Annotated in this window: 12 protein-coding genes; 3 read left to right on the top strand and 9 right to left on the bottom strand. The window is 31.7% G+C overall.

What is annotated here, in order from left to right; all coding sequences use genetic code 11:
* Positions 1-57: 57 nt before the first annotated feature.
* From G5V56_RS13070 to G5V56_RS13050, 5 genes are all read right to left on the bottom strand, one after another.
* Positions 58-2,361 (bottom strand): transglycosylase domain-containing protein, encoded by a 2,304-nt coding sequence (locus G5V56_RS13070; RefSeq protein ID WP_166965718.1) that lies wholly within the window; start codon positions 2,359-2,361, stop codon positions 58-60.
* A gap of 105 nt (positions 2,362-2,466) precedes the next feature.
* Entirely contained in the window at positions 2,467-3,168 is a 702-nt protein-coding gene (locus G5V56_RS13065) for a DUF4369 domain-containing protein (protein ID WP_166965716.1), read from the bottom strand.
* 76 nt (positions 3,169-3,244) lie between these two features.
* The gene (locus tag G5V56_RS13060; protein ID WP_166965714.1) at positions 3,245-4,555 is read right to left on the bottom strand and encodes a DUF819 family protein; all 1,311 of its coding nucleotides are present in this window, start codon (positions 4,553-4,555) and stop codon (positions 3,245-3,247) included.
* Between the two features lie 214 nt (positions 4,556-4,769).
* Positions 4,770-5,696: an alpha/beta hydrolase gene (locus tag G5V56_RS13055; protein WP_166965712.1), complete on the bottom strand. Its 927-nt coding sequence runs from the start codon at positions 5,694-5,696 to the stop codon at positions 4,770-4,772.
* A 681-nt stretch (positions 5,697-6,377) separates the two neighbouring features.
* Entirely contained in the window at positions 6,378-6,941 is a 564-nt protein-coding gene (locus G5V56_RS13050; RefSeq protein ID WP_240911313.1) for an alpha-ketoglutarate-dependent dioxygenase AlkB family protein, read from the bottom strand.
* 83 nt (positions 6,942-7,024) lie between these two features.
* Here G5V56_RS13050 and G5V56_RS13045 point away from each other — a divergent pair, with 83 nt between their 5' ends.
* The gene (locus G5V56_RS13045; protein ID WP_166965708.1) at positions 7,025-7,690 is read left to right on the top strand and encodes a M15 family metallopeptidase; all 666 of its coding nucleotides are present in this window, start codon (positions 7,025-7,027) and stop codon (positions 7,688-7,690) included.
* A gap of 157 nt (positions 7,691-7,847) precedes the next feature.
* Here G5V56_RS13045 and G5V56_RS13040 read toward each other — a convergent pair whose 3' ends face one another.
* Positions 7,848-8,195: a DUF6249 domain-containing protein gene (locus tag G5V56_RS13040; protein ID WP_166965706.1), complete on the bottom strand. Its 348-nt coding sequence runs from the start codon at positions 8,193-8,195 to the stop codon at positions 7,848-7,850.
* Positions 8,196-8,335: 140 nt separating this feature from the next.
* Between G5V56_RS13040 and G5V56_RS13035 the strand changes: the two genes are divergently transcribed.
* Positions 8,336-8,917: an RNA polymerase sigma factor gene (locus G5V56_RS13035; RefSeq protein WP_166965704.1), complete on the top strand. Its 582-nt coding sequence runs from the start codon at positions 8,336-8,338 to the stop codon at positions 8,915-8,917.
* On the top strand, positions 8,907-9,320 hold the full coding sequence (locus G5V56_RS13030; protein ID WP_166965702.1) for a hypothetical protein: 414 nt from the start codon (positions 8,907-8,909) through the stop codon (positions 9,318-9,320). The genes G5V56_RS13035 and G5V56_RS13030 overlap by 11 nt, the downstream gene beginning before the upstream one ends.
* A 19-nt stretch (positions 9,321-9,339) precedes the next feature.
* On the opposite strand, the gene G5V56_RS13025 is transcribed toward G5V56_RS13030, so the two are convergent.
* From G5V56_RS13025 to G5V56_RS13015, 3 genes are all read right to left on the bottom strand, one after another.
* On the bottom strand, positions 9,340-10,578 hold the full coding sequence (locus G5V56_RS13025; RefSeq protein ID WP_166965700.1) for a DEAD/DEAH box helicase: 1,239 nt from the start codon (positions 10,576-10,578) through the stop codon (positions 9,340-9,342).
* Positions 10,579-10,798: 220 nt separating this feature from the next.
* Complete coding sequence (locus tag G5V56_RS13020; protein WP_166965698.1) at positions 10,799-11,761, bottom strand: hypothetical protein; 963 nt, start codon at positions 11,759-11,761, stop codon at positions 10,799-10,801.
* A 102-nt stretch (positions 11,762-11,863) separates the two neighbouring features.
* Positions 11,864-14,053 (bottom strand): B12-binding domain-containing radical SAM protein, encoded by a 2,190-nt coding sequence (locus tag G5V56_RS13015; protein ID WP_166965696.1) that lies wholly within the window; start codon positions 14,051-14,053, stop codon positions 11,864-11,866.
* Positions 14,054-14,178: the final 125 nt, after the last annotated feature.

Here is a 14,178-nt window from a genome sequence, read left to right as displayed (position 1 = left end):
TTATTATAGTTTGGTAATCTGTTAGTGACTTAAGAGTTTAGTTTAACTTTAAAAACATCAATCTTTATCTCCTTTAAGCCACGAGAAAAAGCCTTTTTTCTTTTTCTTTTTAAAAGTTTTTTTATTTGAATCGGTGCTAAAAAGACGTTTAAAAAATCCATCTTTCTTTGTTAACTCACAATCTAAATCATCTATAACGTCTGTTGAAGGTTTCTCAAATGTAGCTTTGGTAATGGCGTTGTATTTGGGGTCTTTGTTTAATTCTTTTAAGTAGTTTGCGAAAATAGGTAAGGCAGAATTAGCCCCTTGACCAATAGATGTATTACTAAATCCAATTTGCTGATTATCGTTTCCTACCCAAGTTATCGTTAATAAATTGGGCATAATTCCAACAAACCATCCATCCTTATTATCTTGAGTAGTGCCTGTTTTTCCCGCAATATCATTTTTAAAACCGTAAGAACTTCTTAATCGCTGTGCCGTGCCATCATTAACAGTTGCCTTTAAAAACTCTAACATAACCTGTCTTGTGTAATCACTAAAAGCTTTTTCCGCTGGTTGTTGGGGGTTTATATCATTGTATGACGCAATTACATGACCTTCTTTATCTTCAATTTTAGTGATGAAAACAGGAGTGGAGGGTCTGCTATCATTAACAAAAGACGTGTAGGCTTTAGCTAGCTCTATTAAGCTTAGGTTTGAAGTGCCTAGGGCTATTGAAGGAACTTCTTCTATGTGACTAGTTATACCCATAGCTTTCGCTTGTGCTATAACATTATCAATGCCGGTTTCATGTAACACTTTTACAGCTATGGTATTTATAGAGTTACTCAATGCCTTCTCTAAAGAATAATTCAAATCATCATCCTCGGTTTCTGAGGCGTTTATTGGGGTCCAATCATCGTAATCGGTATAAGTAATTGCTTTTGCTGAAAAATAGGTACAAGGCTTCATGCCACTTTCTAGGGCAGCTGTATAAACAATTGGTTTAAAGGTTGAACCTACTTGACGTTTGCTTTGTGATACATGGTCATATTGAAAAAAATGATAGTCTATACCGCCAACATAAGCCCTTATAGCACCCGATTTGGGATCTAAAGATATTAGTCCAGAATTTAAAAATTTCATATAGTATTCTAAACTATCTAAAGTTGAAATAGATTTTATTACAGTTCCATCCCATGAGAATAATTCTTTTTCTTGGGGTATTTTTAAAGAATCTTCAATATCTTTTTCCGTTAGGTTTAATGATTTTAAGGTTTTGTATTTTTTTAAACGTCTTTTAGAGGCTATAAAGGCGGATTTGCTTTTAAGCCAGGGTGCATTTTTTCCATAGGCTTTTTCATAAATGGCCTGTAATTTGGTCATATGGTCACGCATAGCTTGCTCAGCATAGCGTTGCATGGTATTGTCTAATGTTGTGTAAATTTTAAGACCATCTTGAAAAATATTATACGTTTCACCGTTTGGTTTTTTAAACTTGTCTTGTTGTAGTAAGCTATCTAACTGTTTTTTTATTTCTGCTCTAAAATAGGAGGCTAAACCTTCATTAGGCGCATAATATTGATAATCTAACACAAGTTTGTTAGCTATACTTTTTGTCGCTTTCTCTGGAGTTAAATACCCATATTTTTCCATTTGTTTGATAACAACATCTCGTCTGGCTCGCGATTTTTTTGGGAATAATCTTGGATTATAACTGTTATTTGCTTTTAATGATCCTATTAGAGTTGCGGATTGAGAGATGTTTAGCTGTTTTGTGTGAACATTGAAGAATTTTAATGATGCGCTTTCAATACCATATGTGTTATCAGGAAACGGCACTGTGTTTAGGTAGAATGTAAGAATGTCTTCTTTTGAATAAATATCTTCAAGTCTGGAGGCAACAATAGCTTCTTTTATTTTATTTACAACAATACTAAATGGTCCAAAATCTTTTCTACCGAACAAATTTTTAGCCAATTGCAGGGTAATAGTACTTCCACCTCCAGAAGATTTGTCTCCTGTTAAAATAGTTTTGAAAAAAACACGAAATAGACTCTTAATATCAATACCGTTATGTTCATAAAAACGAGCATCTTCAGTAGAGATTAATGCATCAATGAGATGTTGAGGGAAATCAGTAAAAGGAATGGATTGTCTATCATAAATATAGTATTTACCAATGAGATTATTATTGACATCTAAAACCTGTGAAGCCTGACTTTGCTTAAGATCTTTGAGTTGATCTTTAGAAGGTACTTTTCCCCATAAACCCAAATAAATACTTGATATAAACAATATATTTAAAACGATTAAAGCTAATAAGCCTTTGATTGCGTATTTAAACCACTTGTTTTTTAATAGTTTATTTAATACCATATATGTATAAAACAATAGACGTTATAATAAATCCAATTTTAATGGGCATTTTTACAATATAACGACTATAACCTTAGGTAAGTATATATAAGAGAATAATGTTGTTTAAGGCTGTTCTGTATTTTTTATAGTCTTAATGAATGATTGCAACTCTTTACCATATTTAGAGTCTTTAACCTTTGGTGTTAAAGAGTTACTGATTGTATCTAAATATTTAACTTGAGCGTTATAAATTTCGGTAAGAGCCAGATAAGGCGCCACTTCGCTATCTTTATGATTTAGCGCAAAATTTACGGTATATAAATATTTACGTTTTAAAATATTATCCGATTCTTTTTGAGTACTTTTAATTTTAGAAGTGTCACCATTTTTTTGAGCTTCAAAATTTTCTTTAATCAAATCAAGATTTCTTTCATTAAAACGAGACATCATAAGTTTATACTCATCCCAAGTTTTTTGTTGAGCTGATCCGTTTATTTTTGCATCAAACACAAAGTTTTTTAAAGTTGTGTTGATTTCAGTTATTCCCTTATCTGCAAAAAACGAAATCCGATCATTTTCTTTACTGTTTTTATCTAAATATAAAAAGAAGACTTCTGGAGACTCTAAATCACTATGAAGTTCAAATTCAGAATTTCCATTAACCACAATCGAATCAACAGTGACTAACGCAGTATCTTTTACTTTTTTAAGATATACAGTTCCTTTTTTTAATCCTTTAATGCTTGCTTTAACTGTTAAATCATGTTGTTCCTTTCCACATGAGAACATTAAAACCAATACTAATAAAACGGATATTTTTTTCATTTAAAGATTATTTTTAAATCGCAAATATCATATAAATATAGATTTAAAAAAAATTAAGAGAATACAATATTTAAAATTAGCTCACGGCAGCAAGTTCCATTAAAATTGTACATAAAATAGCACCTACTGTTCCAATAGCGTACCCACAAACCGCTAATAGAACTCCCACAGTAGCTAATGACGGGTGAAAAGCAGCTGCAACAATAGGTGCTGAAGCAGCACCACCAACATTAGCTTGACTACCAACTGCTAAAAAGAAATAGGGAGCTTTTATGAGTTTGGCGACCAAAACTAATAAACCTGCGTGTATAGTCATCCAAACAATACCAATAAAAATTAATCCTGCATTATCAAAAATTTGAGTTAAATCCATTTTCATTCCTATGGAAGCAACAAGAATATAAATAAAAACACTTCCATATTTACTGGCACCTGCACCTTCATAGTTTTTGGCTTTAGTAAAAGATAATAAGATGGCAATTAGTGTTGAAAGACTAATCATCCAAAAGAATTCAGAGCCTAAAAAAGTAAATATATTTCTGGCAGTTGCAGATTCAATTTCACCAACCAACCTCTCAAAAAAGGGCGCTAAGAAGCCTGCAAAGTAATGTGAAAAACTCACCGTGCCAAAAGCAATAGCAGTCATAATCATCAAATCGGTTAAAGTTGGATTACGTTTTACTTTGTTACTGAAAGTAGATACTTTTTCTTTTAGAGCTTCAATGGCAGAATTATCGGCATTTAGCCATTTATCGATACGATTAGATTTTCCAATACCTATTAATAAAACAGCCATCCAAATATTAGCCACGACAATATCAACAAACACCATACCGCCATATAATTTTTGATTATAGCCATAAATTTCTAGCATAGCAGTTTGGTTGGCTCCTCCACCAATCCAACTTCCTGCAAGTGTAGATAAGCCTCTCCAAACAGCATCAGGACCAACCCCACCAACGGTTTCTGGAGAAATCATAGAGATTAGTAGAATAGCAATAGGACCACCAATTATGATACCAATAGTACCTGTAAAAAACATAATTAAAGCTTTCCAACCTAAATTAAAGACAGCCTTTAAATCAATACTTATCGTCATTAAAACTAAAGCGGCAGGCAATAAATATCTACTGGCTACATAATATAGATTTGTACTATGCTTTATGGTCTCACCAGCATCGTTAACTGTTTTCCATGTAGGAGCTATTAATCCAACAGTTGTAAACAACGAAGGAAGCATATAGGCTACAAATAATCCAGGAACTATTTTGTAGAATTTAGGCCAAAACCCAGTTGTTCTTGATTCTGTATAAAAAATGAACCCTAGCGCGAGCATTAATAAACCGAATACAACTGTGTCATCTGTGAAAAGTGGAGAATTACCCATGAAATTTTTATTTTGGTTAAAAATACCAAAATATTTAAAGTATTGTTAATATTCCAGTGAATTAAATATTTGGCACAGTCATTGCATTTTTAATAACGATTACTTGTTACAAAAAAAGTTTATTGAGTGGTTACTTTAAACTTAAGACTTGTAATTATATTTTTGGTTGGTTAGTTAAAAAAGTATCCTTTCGAGGATGCTTTTTTTATGATGTTTATTTTACAAATTCTGTAATAGCTTCAATTAGTTCTGGCGATAATTGTCTGTTGGGCTCGTTGTATGATTTTGAGTTTTCTAAATTATCATTATCCGTTATAGGAACTAATATATGATTCATTTTATCTATTATTTTTAAAGTTGCCTTTGGGGCAGCTTCTTTTAAAAGCGTAGCTTCTTTAGCTTCAACTTGTAAATCGCTTGTGCCATTGATTAATAAAATAGGTATTTGTAGTTTTTTAATTTCTTCTTGCGGATTGTATTGCATCCAATTCATCATGAATGACTGGATTTCTATGTTGAAAATAGCTGCCAATTCTGGGGGATATTTGGCAGTCTTTTGTCCATTTCTTAAACTTTCAAATATTCGTTTTGCATCATCAGTGAAAACCGGATATGTTTTTGCAATTTGTTCAATGACTATCTGATCAATAGGCTGACCCGCTCCGGCAATTGATATAAATCCATCAGCTTTATTTTCTGCAGCTAGCATGCCTACTAAGCTTCCCTGACTATGGCCAAGAACATATATTTTATTGAATTTTCCGGTGTTTTTAAAATAGTCTATAACAGAAATAGCATCGGTTACAAAATCATCAAATAGAATGTTTTTATCTATAGCACCCTGTTTAATCTGTTTAACAACTCGTTTGTCATATCTATAAGTCGCTATTCCATTCTCTGAGATATCTTCGGCAAGCTTTTTTAATGAATTATTTTTTAAAAAATTTTGATTTCCATTTCTGTCGGTAGGACCCGACCCTCCTATAATAATTACCAAATTTGGATTTTCTACATTATTTGGTGTCAAAAGGGTACCGTCAATTAAGCTGTTTACTGAAATGTCTTGAGCTGTAAAGTTGGTGTCTTGTGAAAATATTTTAAAAGTGAAGAAAAGTAAAAGGACTACTATTTTTGTTTTCATTTTATTGACTTATAAAAATTACTTTTTAATAAACTGAATGACTAAGGGAATTAGTATTTAAAAATGTAAAAATATATTAAAATTGAAGAAAATAGATTTAAATGTTAGAATAAAAAATGATTTTGAGCCAATGATGTTTACTAAAAAATAGATAAATAACTTACAAATGTTAAAAAAATATGTTTTTCATCGAAAATATGTACTTTTAATCGTTGAATTTGAAATATAATTTTATTTTTGAAGTGTACTAAATAACATACTTTTTAGTTCAATGGATTAATTAATTAATATTTGCATTATGAGTTGGAATTAGAGACCCTAAATCTATCTTCGTAATATAAAAAGCAAATTGAGAAAAGACCGAGATTGAGGGATCTCGGTTTTTTTATGCTTAAAATTTCGGGTTATAGTCTTAAAAATTATAATGATTCCTTATAGACATAAGGACGTTATTTATTCTAAATGTTAAAAAAAATAACACTTCATCGAAAAAATATACTTTTTGTCGTCAAAATTGGAATATATTGTTACTTTTGAAGTGTACTAAATAACATACTTTTTAGTTCAATGGATTAATTAATTAATATTTGCATTATGAGTTGGAATTAGAGACCCTAAATCTATCTTCGTAATATAAAAAGCAAATTAAGAAAAGACCGAGATTGAGGGATCTCGGTTTTTTTATGCAATAATTCTAAAGGTTAAATTAATACGTTCACCCACAACTTTTTTAGTTTTTGGCAATTTATGTAACCAATTGTTTTGTGTATCACCTTTCATCACCAAAAGGCTTCCGTGTTTTAATATTAATTTTGCTTTTTGATGTTTATCGTGTTTATGTTTAAAGTGAAATACTCGTTCAGCACCAAATGTTACGGAAGCTATTGTTGGATATTTGCCTAATTCTTTTTCATTATCGGCATGCCAACCATTACTATCTTGTCCATTTCTATATAAATTAGCTAAACAACTTGTAAAAATGGTTCCTGTTTCTCGTTCAATACGATGTTTAATTTCTAATAACTCTTTAGTGAATGCTTTTGGATGCATGGTAATATTAGAATATGTATAAGGGGCGTTATTATCTGCATAGAGGGCTGTTAATCTGGGTTGTAAATACTTCTTTCCAAAAACAGTAATATCGTCTTGTTGCCACTCAATAGTTTTTAAAAGTTTTTTGAAATAGTGATTAGAAAGATCTTGATCAAAGAAATGCTCAAAATAATCTACATGAGCATCTTTCATGTTTAAACAAATGGGGTTTTTAAACATATTTTGGAGTGTAATTAAAAATTTATTTCTCTAAATTAGCATAAATTGAATTAGATATGAAATTAAAATTTTCTGTATTATGTTGTTTGATTTGGTTTGTTGGTTTTTCACAATTACCAAAAGGATTTGTGTATGTTGATTCACTTATTCCAGATATACATGTTGAATTACGCTATAGTACGGACTATAATTTTGTAGGTAAGGTTGTTAATGGGTATACCGCTAATAAACTAATTTTAACACAAGCAGCAGCTTTGGCTTTAAAAAAGGTTCAAGACGAATTAGAACAACAAAACTTATGCTTAAAAGTATACGATGGGTATCGCCCTCAGCGTGCCGTAAATCATTTTATTGTTTGGGCAAGAGATTTACATGATACGATTAACAAACATATTTTTTATCCCAACGTACATAAAAAAGATTTGTTTAAAGACGGATACATTGCATCGCATTCAGGACATAGCAAAGGAAGTACACTTGATTTAACGATTATAGATGGAAATACAGGAGAACCACTGGATATGGGAAGTCCGTATGATTTTTTTGCTCACCAATCTTGGGTAAATTATGAAGGAATCACAGAAACACAAAAAAACAACAGGCAGTTGTTACAAAACGTTATGTTAAAGCATGGGTTTAGAAATTATTCAAAAGAATGGTGGCATTTTACCCTACGAGGAGAACCGTTTCCTGATACTTTTTTTGACTTTGTTATCAAATAAAAGAGGCTGTCTAAAAAGTGTCTTTTGGGTCACTGTGAGTAACGAAGTAATCCATAAGTTATTAGTATTAAATCAACAGATTACTTCACTACGTTCGTAATGACGATTTTGTCCACTTTTAAGACACCCTCTTTTTGTTTTTTGATTGATGATATGCCTATTCTTTATCTAAATTTTTGGTCATATTAAATCCTATAAATAACCCAATACCAGCCATAAAGAAAATAACTGCTGGATATACAGCATCTTCGTCTAGCGTTGTATAGTTAGCTAAAAGAGATGCAATAAATACACCTAAACCAATACCCATTAATAATAAGGCAAGATTTAAGATTAATACTTTCCAGATTGGTGAGGTATGACCTTTTCCTTTCATGAAAATACTTGCGTCTGCTCCTTTTTCAATTAGAGCTAAACGTTCTTTGTTGCGAGTTGATAGGTATAAATAGAATATACCAAATAGAACTCCAAACATAATAGGTACTATAACTATTTCTGATCCCATAATTACTTGTTTTTAATTGATTATATTTAATGTGTTCATAGCTTATGACGATACCTTTATTATTTAGGTTACACTTTTTTTGAAAAATATTTTTTTAATGTGTTGTAACCTAAAACTAATTATAGTCGTCTTACTATTAAATGACCACCAACAACGACATATATTATATCAATTTAATTATTGAAGGCAACTCAAATGCATTTAGTGTTTTGGTTGACCGTTATAAGGACTTGGTATTTTCTTTAGCGTTAAAGCTGGTTAAAAATAGGGAGGAGGCGGAAGAAGTTGCGCAGGATACGTTTATAAAAGTATATAAATCGTTGAGTCAATTTAAAGGCGATTCAAAATTTTCAACATGGATTTATAAAGTAACATATAACACCTGTTTGGATAGATTAAAGAAACATAAACGAGAACAACACGTCGTTCCAATAGATGAATTTAATACTAATCAAATAAAAAGTTTGGATAATGCACTTGATGCTATGCAAGACAAAGAGCGCATACAAGCTATTCAAGATTGTATTGAACTGTTGCCAAGCGATGATGCTTTTTTGCTAACTTTATTTTATTTTGAAGAACAATCTTTAGAAGAAATAGCAAACGTTGTAAATTTAACGACGAATAATGTAAAAGTAAAATTGTTTAGAAGTCGGAAGAAATTGACAACTATTTTAAAAGAACGATTAGAACCAGAAATAATTCAACATTATGGATCATAATACAGATAAGCAAATAGAAACATTGGTAGATAAAATGATGAAGGAATCAACTATAGAACAACCTTCGTTTGATTTTACAAATAGTGTTATGTCTCAAGTTGAAGCTCTTTCAAAATCAAAAAGTTTGGTTTATAAACCATTAATTTCAAAGAAAATTTGGGTTTTGGTTTCTGTAGGTTTTATAGCGTTAGTTCTATTTTCAATTTTCGGAACGCTACCAGAAAGTAAAGGTTGGTTTGATACGTTAGGTTTTAATACCAATTCTATACATAAACTTTTTAATGCGATTCCAACATTTAAACTTCCAAAAACGACTTTTTATGCGTTAATTATGTTAAGTGTTATGATTTTTATTCAAATTCCTGTTTTAAAACATTATATAAACAAACGTTTTGAAGCCTAAGCCTCTATTTAATTTAAAGTTAATACCAGCGTTTCTTTTTCTTTTTTGAAGCTTCGCTTTTTCGGCCTTTTTTGTATTTGCTTTTTCCAGGCGTTTTATGAATTTCTTTTTTAGCTTTTGGGTCTAACGGATAAGGATGATCTTCAATCACATCAAGTTGTAATTGAATAAGTTGTTGAATGCTTGCAACATACGTTTTTTCGTCAGCAGAACAGAACGAATACGACGTTCCTGTGTTTCCTGCACGAGCCGTTCTTCCAATTCTATGCACATAAGTTTCAGGTACGTTGGGCAAATCAAAGTTAATAACAGCATCTAAACTATTAATATCAATACCTCTTGCCGCTACGTCTGTTGCTATTAAAATGCTAACTTCGTTATTTTTAAATTGGTTTAAGGCTGCTTGTCTGTCGTTTTGGTTTTTATCACCATGTAAACTCGTTACTTTATAACCATTATTTAAAAGTGTCTGTTCTAGTTTTTCTACGCCAAATTTGGTACGTCTAAAAATAAGGATACTTCCCTTTATGGTATTTCTTAGCAAATGCAAACACAATTCTATTTTATTACGTTTAGGCACATAATACAAGACTTGATTAACATTTTTTGATGTAGATGAATTTTGTGAAACTTCAATACGTTCAGGATCTTTTAAAATACTATTGGCTAATTGCTCCACCTTAAAAGGAATGGTTGCCGAAAACAGTAAGATTTGTTTTTCATGCGTACAAAGTCGTTCAATTTTTTTAACGTCATCAATAAAACCCATGTCCAACATTAAATCGGCTTCATCCAATACGAGTGTTTCAATATAATCTAAATTGATAATGTCTTGTTTGTGTAAATCGAGTAAACGCCCTGGAGTCGCTATTAAAATATCAACGCCTTTTTTTAAGATATCAATTTGAGGTTCTATGGCTGCACCACCAAAAACAACGGTCGTTCTTAAATTGGTATACGTGCTATAAGTTTTAAAATTTGTTTCTATTTGTACTGCCAATTCACGTGTTGGGCTTACTACTAAAGCACGTATTTTTTTACCACGCTTTGAGGCATCTTGTTTGTCAAATAATTGCTGTAAAATAGGTAAGGCAAAAGCTGCCGTTTTACCGGTACCGGTTTGTGCAGACACAATCACATCTTTTTTGTCTAAGACGAATGGTATTGTTTTTTCTTGCACTAAGGTTGGGTTATCGTAACCTGCTTCGGCAACAGCTCTTAAAATAGGTCTGTTAAGTTGTAAGTCTTTAAAGGACATGTAAAATAGTTTGCCACAAAGATAACCTAAAATGTTTTGGGTTTATTTTTTATTAAAAAATCTGAAATTTTAGGAGTTAGACTTATAGTGGTTCGGTGTAAGATTAGTTTTGTGATTAAGCAACTAATTGATTCAATAAATCACGGATAGAATATTCCATAGGCATATTCGTAAGTTGGAAGTGACCAAGGAATTAATTATACTCGTTGTCGGATGTTTTTTATTCAAATAGTTTTCTTGTTAAATGTTCCCCATTTTCATCTACTAAAAATGATGTGATTGAACCGTCAGGTAGCAAAGTACTATGGCCAATATCTATCCCACAACTTTTCAAAAGATAATCTAAGAAAAGAGCATATTCTTGATTATCCCATTTCCTAGATCTTAAAGTTCCCATAGTATTTACATTAATTTCCTTTGTCAAATCATTGTATGATGTAATATATTTAGGAACATTTTCTTTAATTATTGCACTATAAAACAGGTTGCAGTTTACTTCCAGATATTGAGGGAAATTAATTGGGTAATCCTTAAGTTTTTTAAAGCCATCCATAAAGCTCTCAATTATATTATTGTCTTCAAAAACGATAGTGATAGCAATCTTACCAAACTTCATTGATAAAAAAAGGCCTTCAATGTTATTATGATAGAAAAATTCTTCATCTGTACACTTGAAAACAAATAAGCTCCAAGGCTTGGGTGAATTAAATGTTGTTTTAAATCTAATTGACTGCAAAAATAGGTGAAGTGCAGAATACCCTTCTAATTCATAAGGATTAAGGATTTTACCCAATTCAGGGTTTTTCCTATCTATTAATAATGATAATTCCTTGTATCTTGTTGCATAAAGAATTTTTGCTGTCCATTGAAAAATAACTTGTTCGTCTTCAATAGTTAAACTTTCGAAAGAGCATTCCAAAAGTTCTTGGAATTTAGCTTCCATTCGAGAGAGGTCTTCATTATTGCATTTTTCACAGCAAGGGACTGTTAAATTTTTATAAGGAATTGAAGTATCATTCGTAACAGTTAGTTTTTTATTCCACAAATCATATTTATGTTGCAACCATTTTGGAAAAATATGTTCTGCTGTTTTGGTCTCACATTCTTTCCCGCACAAGAAACAACTATTGTCATCAAATGTCTCTTCTTTGAAATTTGTGTAAAAATTGAATTCTGTGCCCATTTTTTAATAACAGCTAACAAATATGGTATGAAATCGTTTTAATGTTTTATATCAAAAGCCCAACGAATTTAGTAAAAATTCTTACAATATTAAGAGTGTTTTTTATAAAACCAAAAGCCCTACTTCTCTTAGTTTTAGAATTGATTTTGAAAACCAAAACAATTCAAAATTTTCAAATAGAGTTTCGAAATCAGATTTTAAATCGTCATACGTACGTTGTTTGTTATGGTTTGGATTAATGGTTTTTAAGGTGTTTAAAAGCCATAAGCCTTGCTCTTTTTCTAAAGATATTTTAAATATGTCAGTCTTATCATGAAAGGTCATAGTCAGTAATTCTAAAGTTTGACCTCGTTTTGACTTGGTTTGTTCTGTTACCATTGGGGTGGTGCCTAACCAAACTATTTTAGCATTAGGTTTGATGTTAAAATCAACCGCTGTTTCCAAGCAATTGTAAATAAAGTCGGGTTTAATTTGAGTTTTTGGAATTTTAAAATCGAACCATTCTTGTAGTGGCAATTCAAACCCGATACCGTGCATAAAATTAAAAAGTGATTTTTTTAAACCAAAACTGAACTGCGTATGGTCAATACCAGTTTGGTCTGTAAAATCAATATCATTATTGGCGAATGAAATATCTTTGGTGTGTGGCATAACTCCAAAATCAGAAGGGTTTAATCCAATTGGACTATGCGCTGTTAATGCAAACTGATGCCAAAACCCTGATTGTAATACACCGACTTCAAAAAGCTGACGTACCATTTCTAAACTATCAATAGTTTCCTGTACAGTTTGTGTTGGGTAGCCATACATTAAATAGGCGTGCACCATGATGTTGGCTTCGGTAAAATTTCTGGTTACTTGCGCCACTTGTTCTACCGTAACCCCTTTATCTATTAAAGCTAATAATCTATCGGAAGCGACTTCCAATCCGCCAGAAACGGCAATACATCCAGATGCTTTTAATAACAGACAGAGGTCTTTGGCGAAGTTTTTTTCAAACCGTATGTTCGCCCACCAAGTAACAGTAAGCTTTCGTTTTAAAATTTCAAGAGCCAACGCTTTCATTAAGGATGGTGGTGCTGCTTCATCTACAAAATGAAAACCTGTTTCATTGGTCTGAGTGACAAGTTGTTCCATTCTGTCTACTAAAATAGTTGCAGCAATGGGTTCGTATATTTTTATATAATCTAATGAAATATCACAAAATGTGCATTTGCCCCAATAGCAACCGTGTGCCATAGTGAGTTTGTTCCAACGCCCGTCACTCCAAAGACTATGCATGGGGTTTGCGATTTCAATAACCGAAATATAGCTATCTAAATGCAAATCAGAATAATCGGGTGTTCCAAGATCTACTTGTTTATAGTCTGATTGCGTAGCGTTATTTTTATAAACTACGTTGCCGTTTTCTAGTAGAAAGGTTCTTTTAAAAGACATTTCGACTGAGCTTGATGTGACAGCATTATATAATAATTCAATCGGTAATTCGCCGTCATCTAAAGTAATAAAATCGAAAAATTCAAAAACCCGAACATCTGAAACCGAGCGTAATTCGGTATTTGGAAACCCGCCTCCCATGGCTATTTTAATCGTTGGGTAGTTTGTTTTTATAAATTGAGCACAACGAAACGCACTATATAAATTACCAGGAAATGGTACCGAAAAACAAACTAATTTAGGTTGAATGGTTTTAAGTTTTTCTTCAAGAACACTTAAAGTTATCCTATCAATATAAGTAGGTTCTTCTTTTAAATGCGCATACAATTCATCAAAACTGTTAGCGCTTTGCCCCAAACGTTCTGCATAACGACTAAAGCCAAAGTTGTCGTCGATACATTCAACAATAAAGTCCGATAAATCCTCTAGGTATAGGGTTGCTAAATGTTTAGCTTTGTCTTGAATTCCCATAGAGCCAAACGCCCAATCCAAATCATCCAGTTGCTCAAAACGTGAGGCTTGGGGTAAAAAATTATCTGTACAAATCTGTCTGGAAAATGTTGGTTTTTTGCCTTGTAAAAAGGCAATAACATCATCTAAAGGTTGCAGATAAGCATCTTTTAACGCATAGATACGTTGACAATTTTCAGAATGAATTTGGTTTGTATTAAAGGCTATTTCAAAAAGGTCTTGAAAAGTTTCTTTTGAAAATAATTCTAAAATCACTTCAATACCCAAATCCATTTGAAATGAACTAATATTTTTAGTGTTTAAAAATCCTTTTAAATAGGTTGTAGCAGGATAGGGGGTGTTTAATTGCGTAAAGGGTGGTGTTATGAGTAGAAGGTCTTTCAAAATAAAGCGTTATAACGAGTAACAAATATAACTTAAAAGATAATGCGTTAAGATTCTAAAAACAAAGGTTGTTTAAAAGTATATTTTACGTCATTGGGAGGAGCTAAGTATAAATCTATTAAGAG

This window comes from Yeosuana marina, assembly GCF_011762485.1.
Lineage (GTDB): Bacteria > Bacteroidota > Bacteroidia > Flavobacteriales > Flavobacteriaceae > Yeosuana > Yeosuana marina.
Note: the sequence above shows the minus strand (reverse complement) of the source record. Positions and strands in the feature narration are given on the sequence as shown.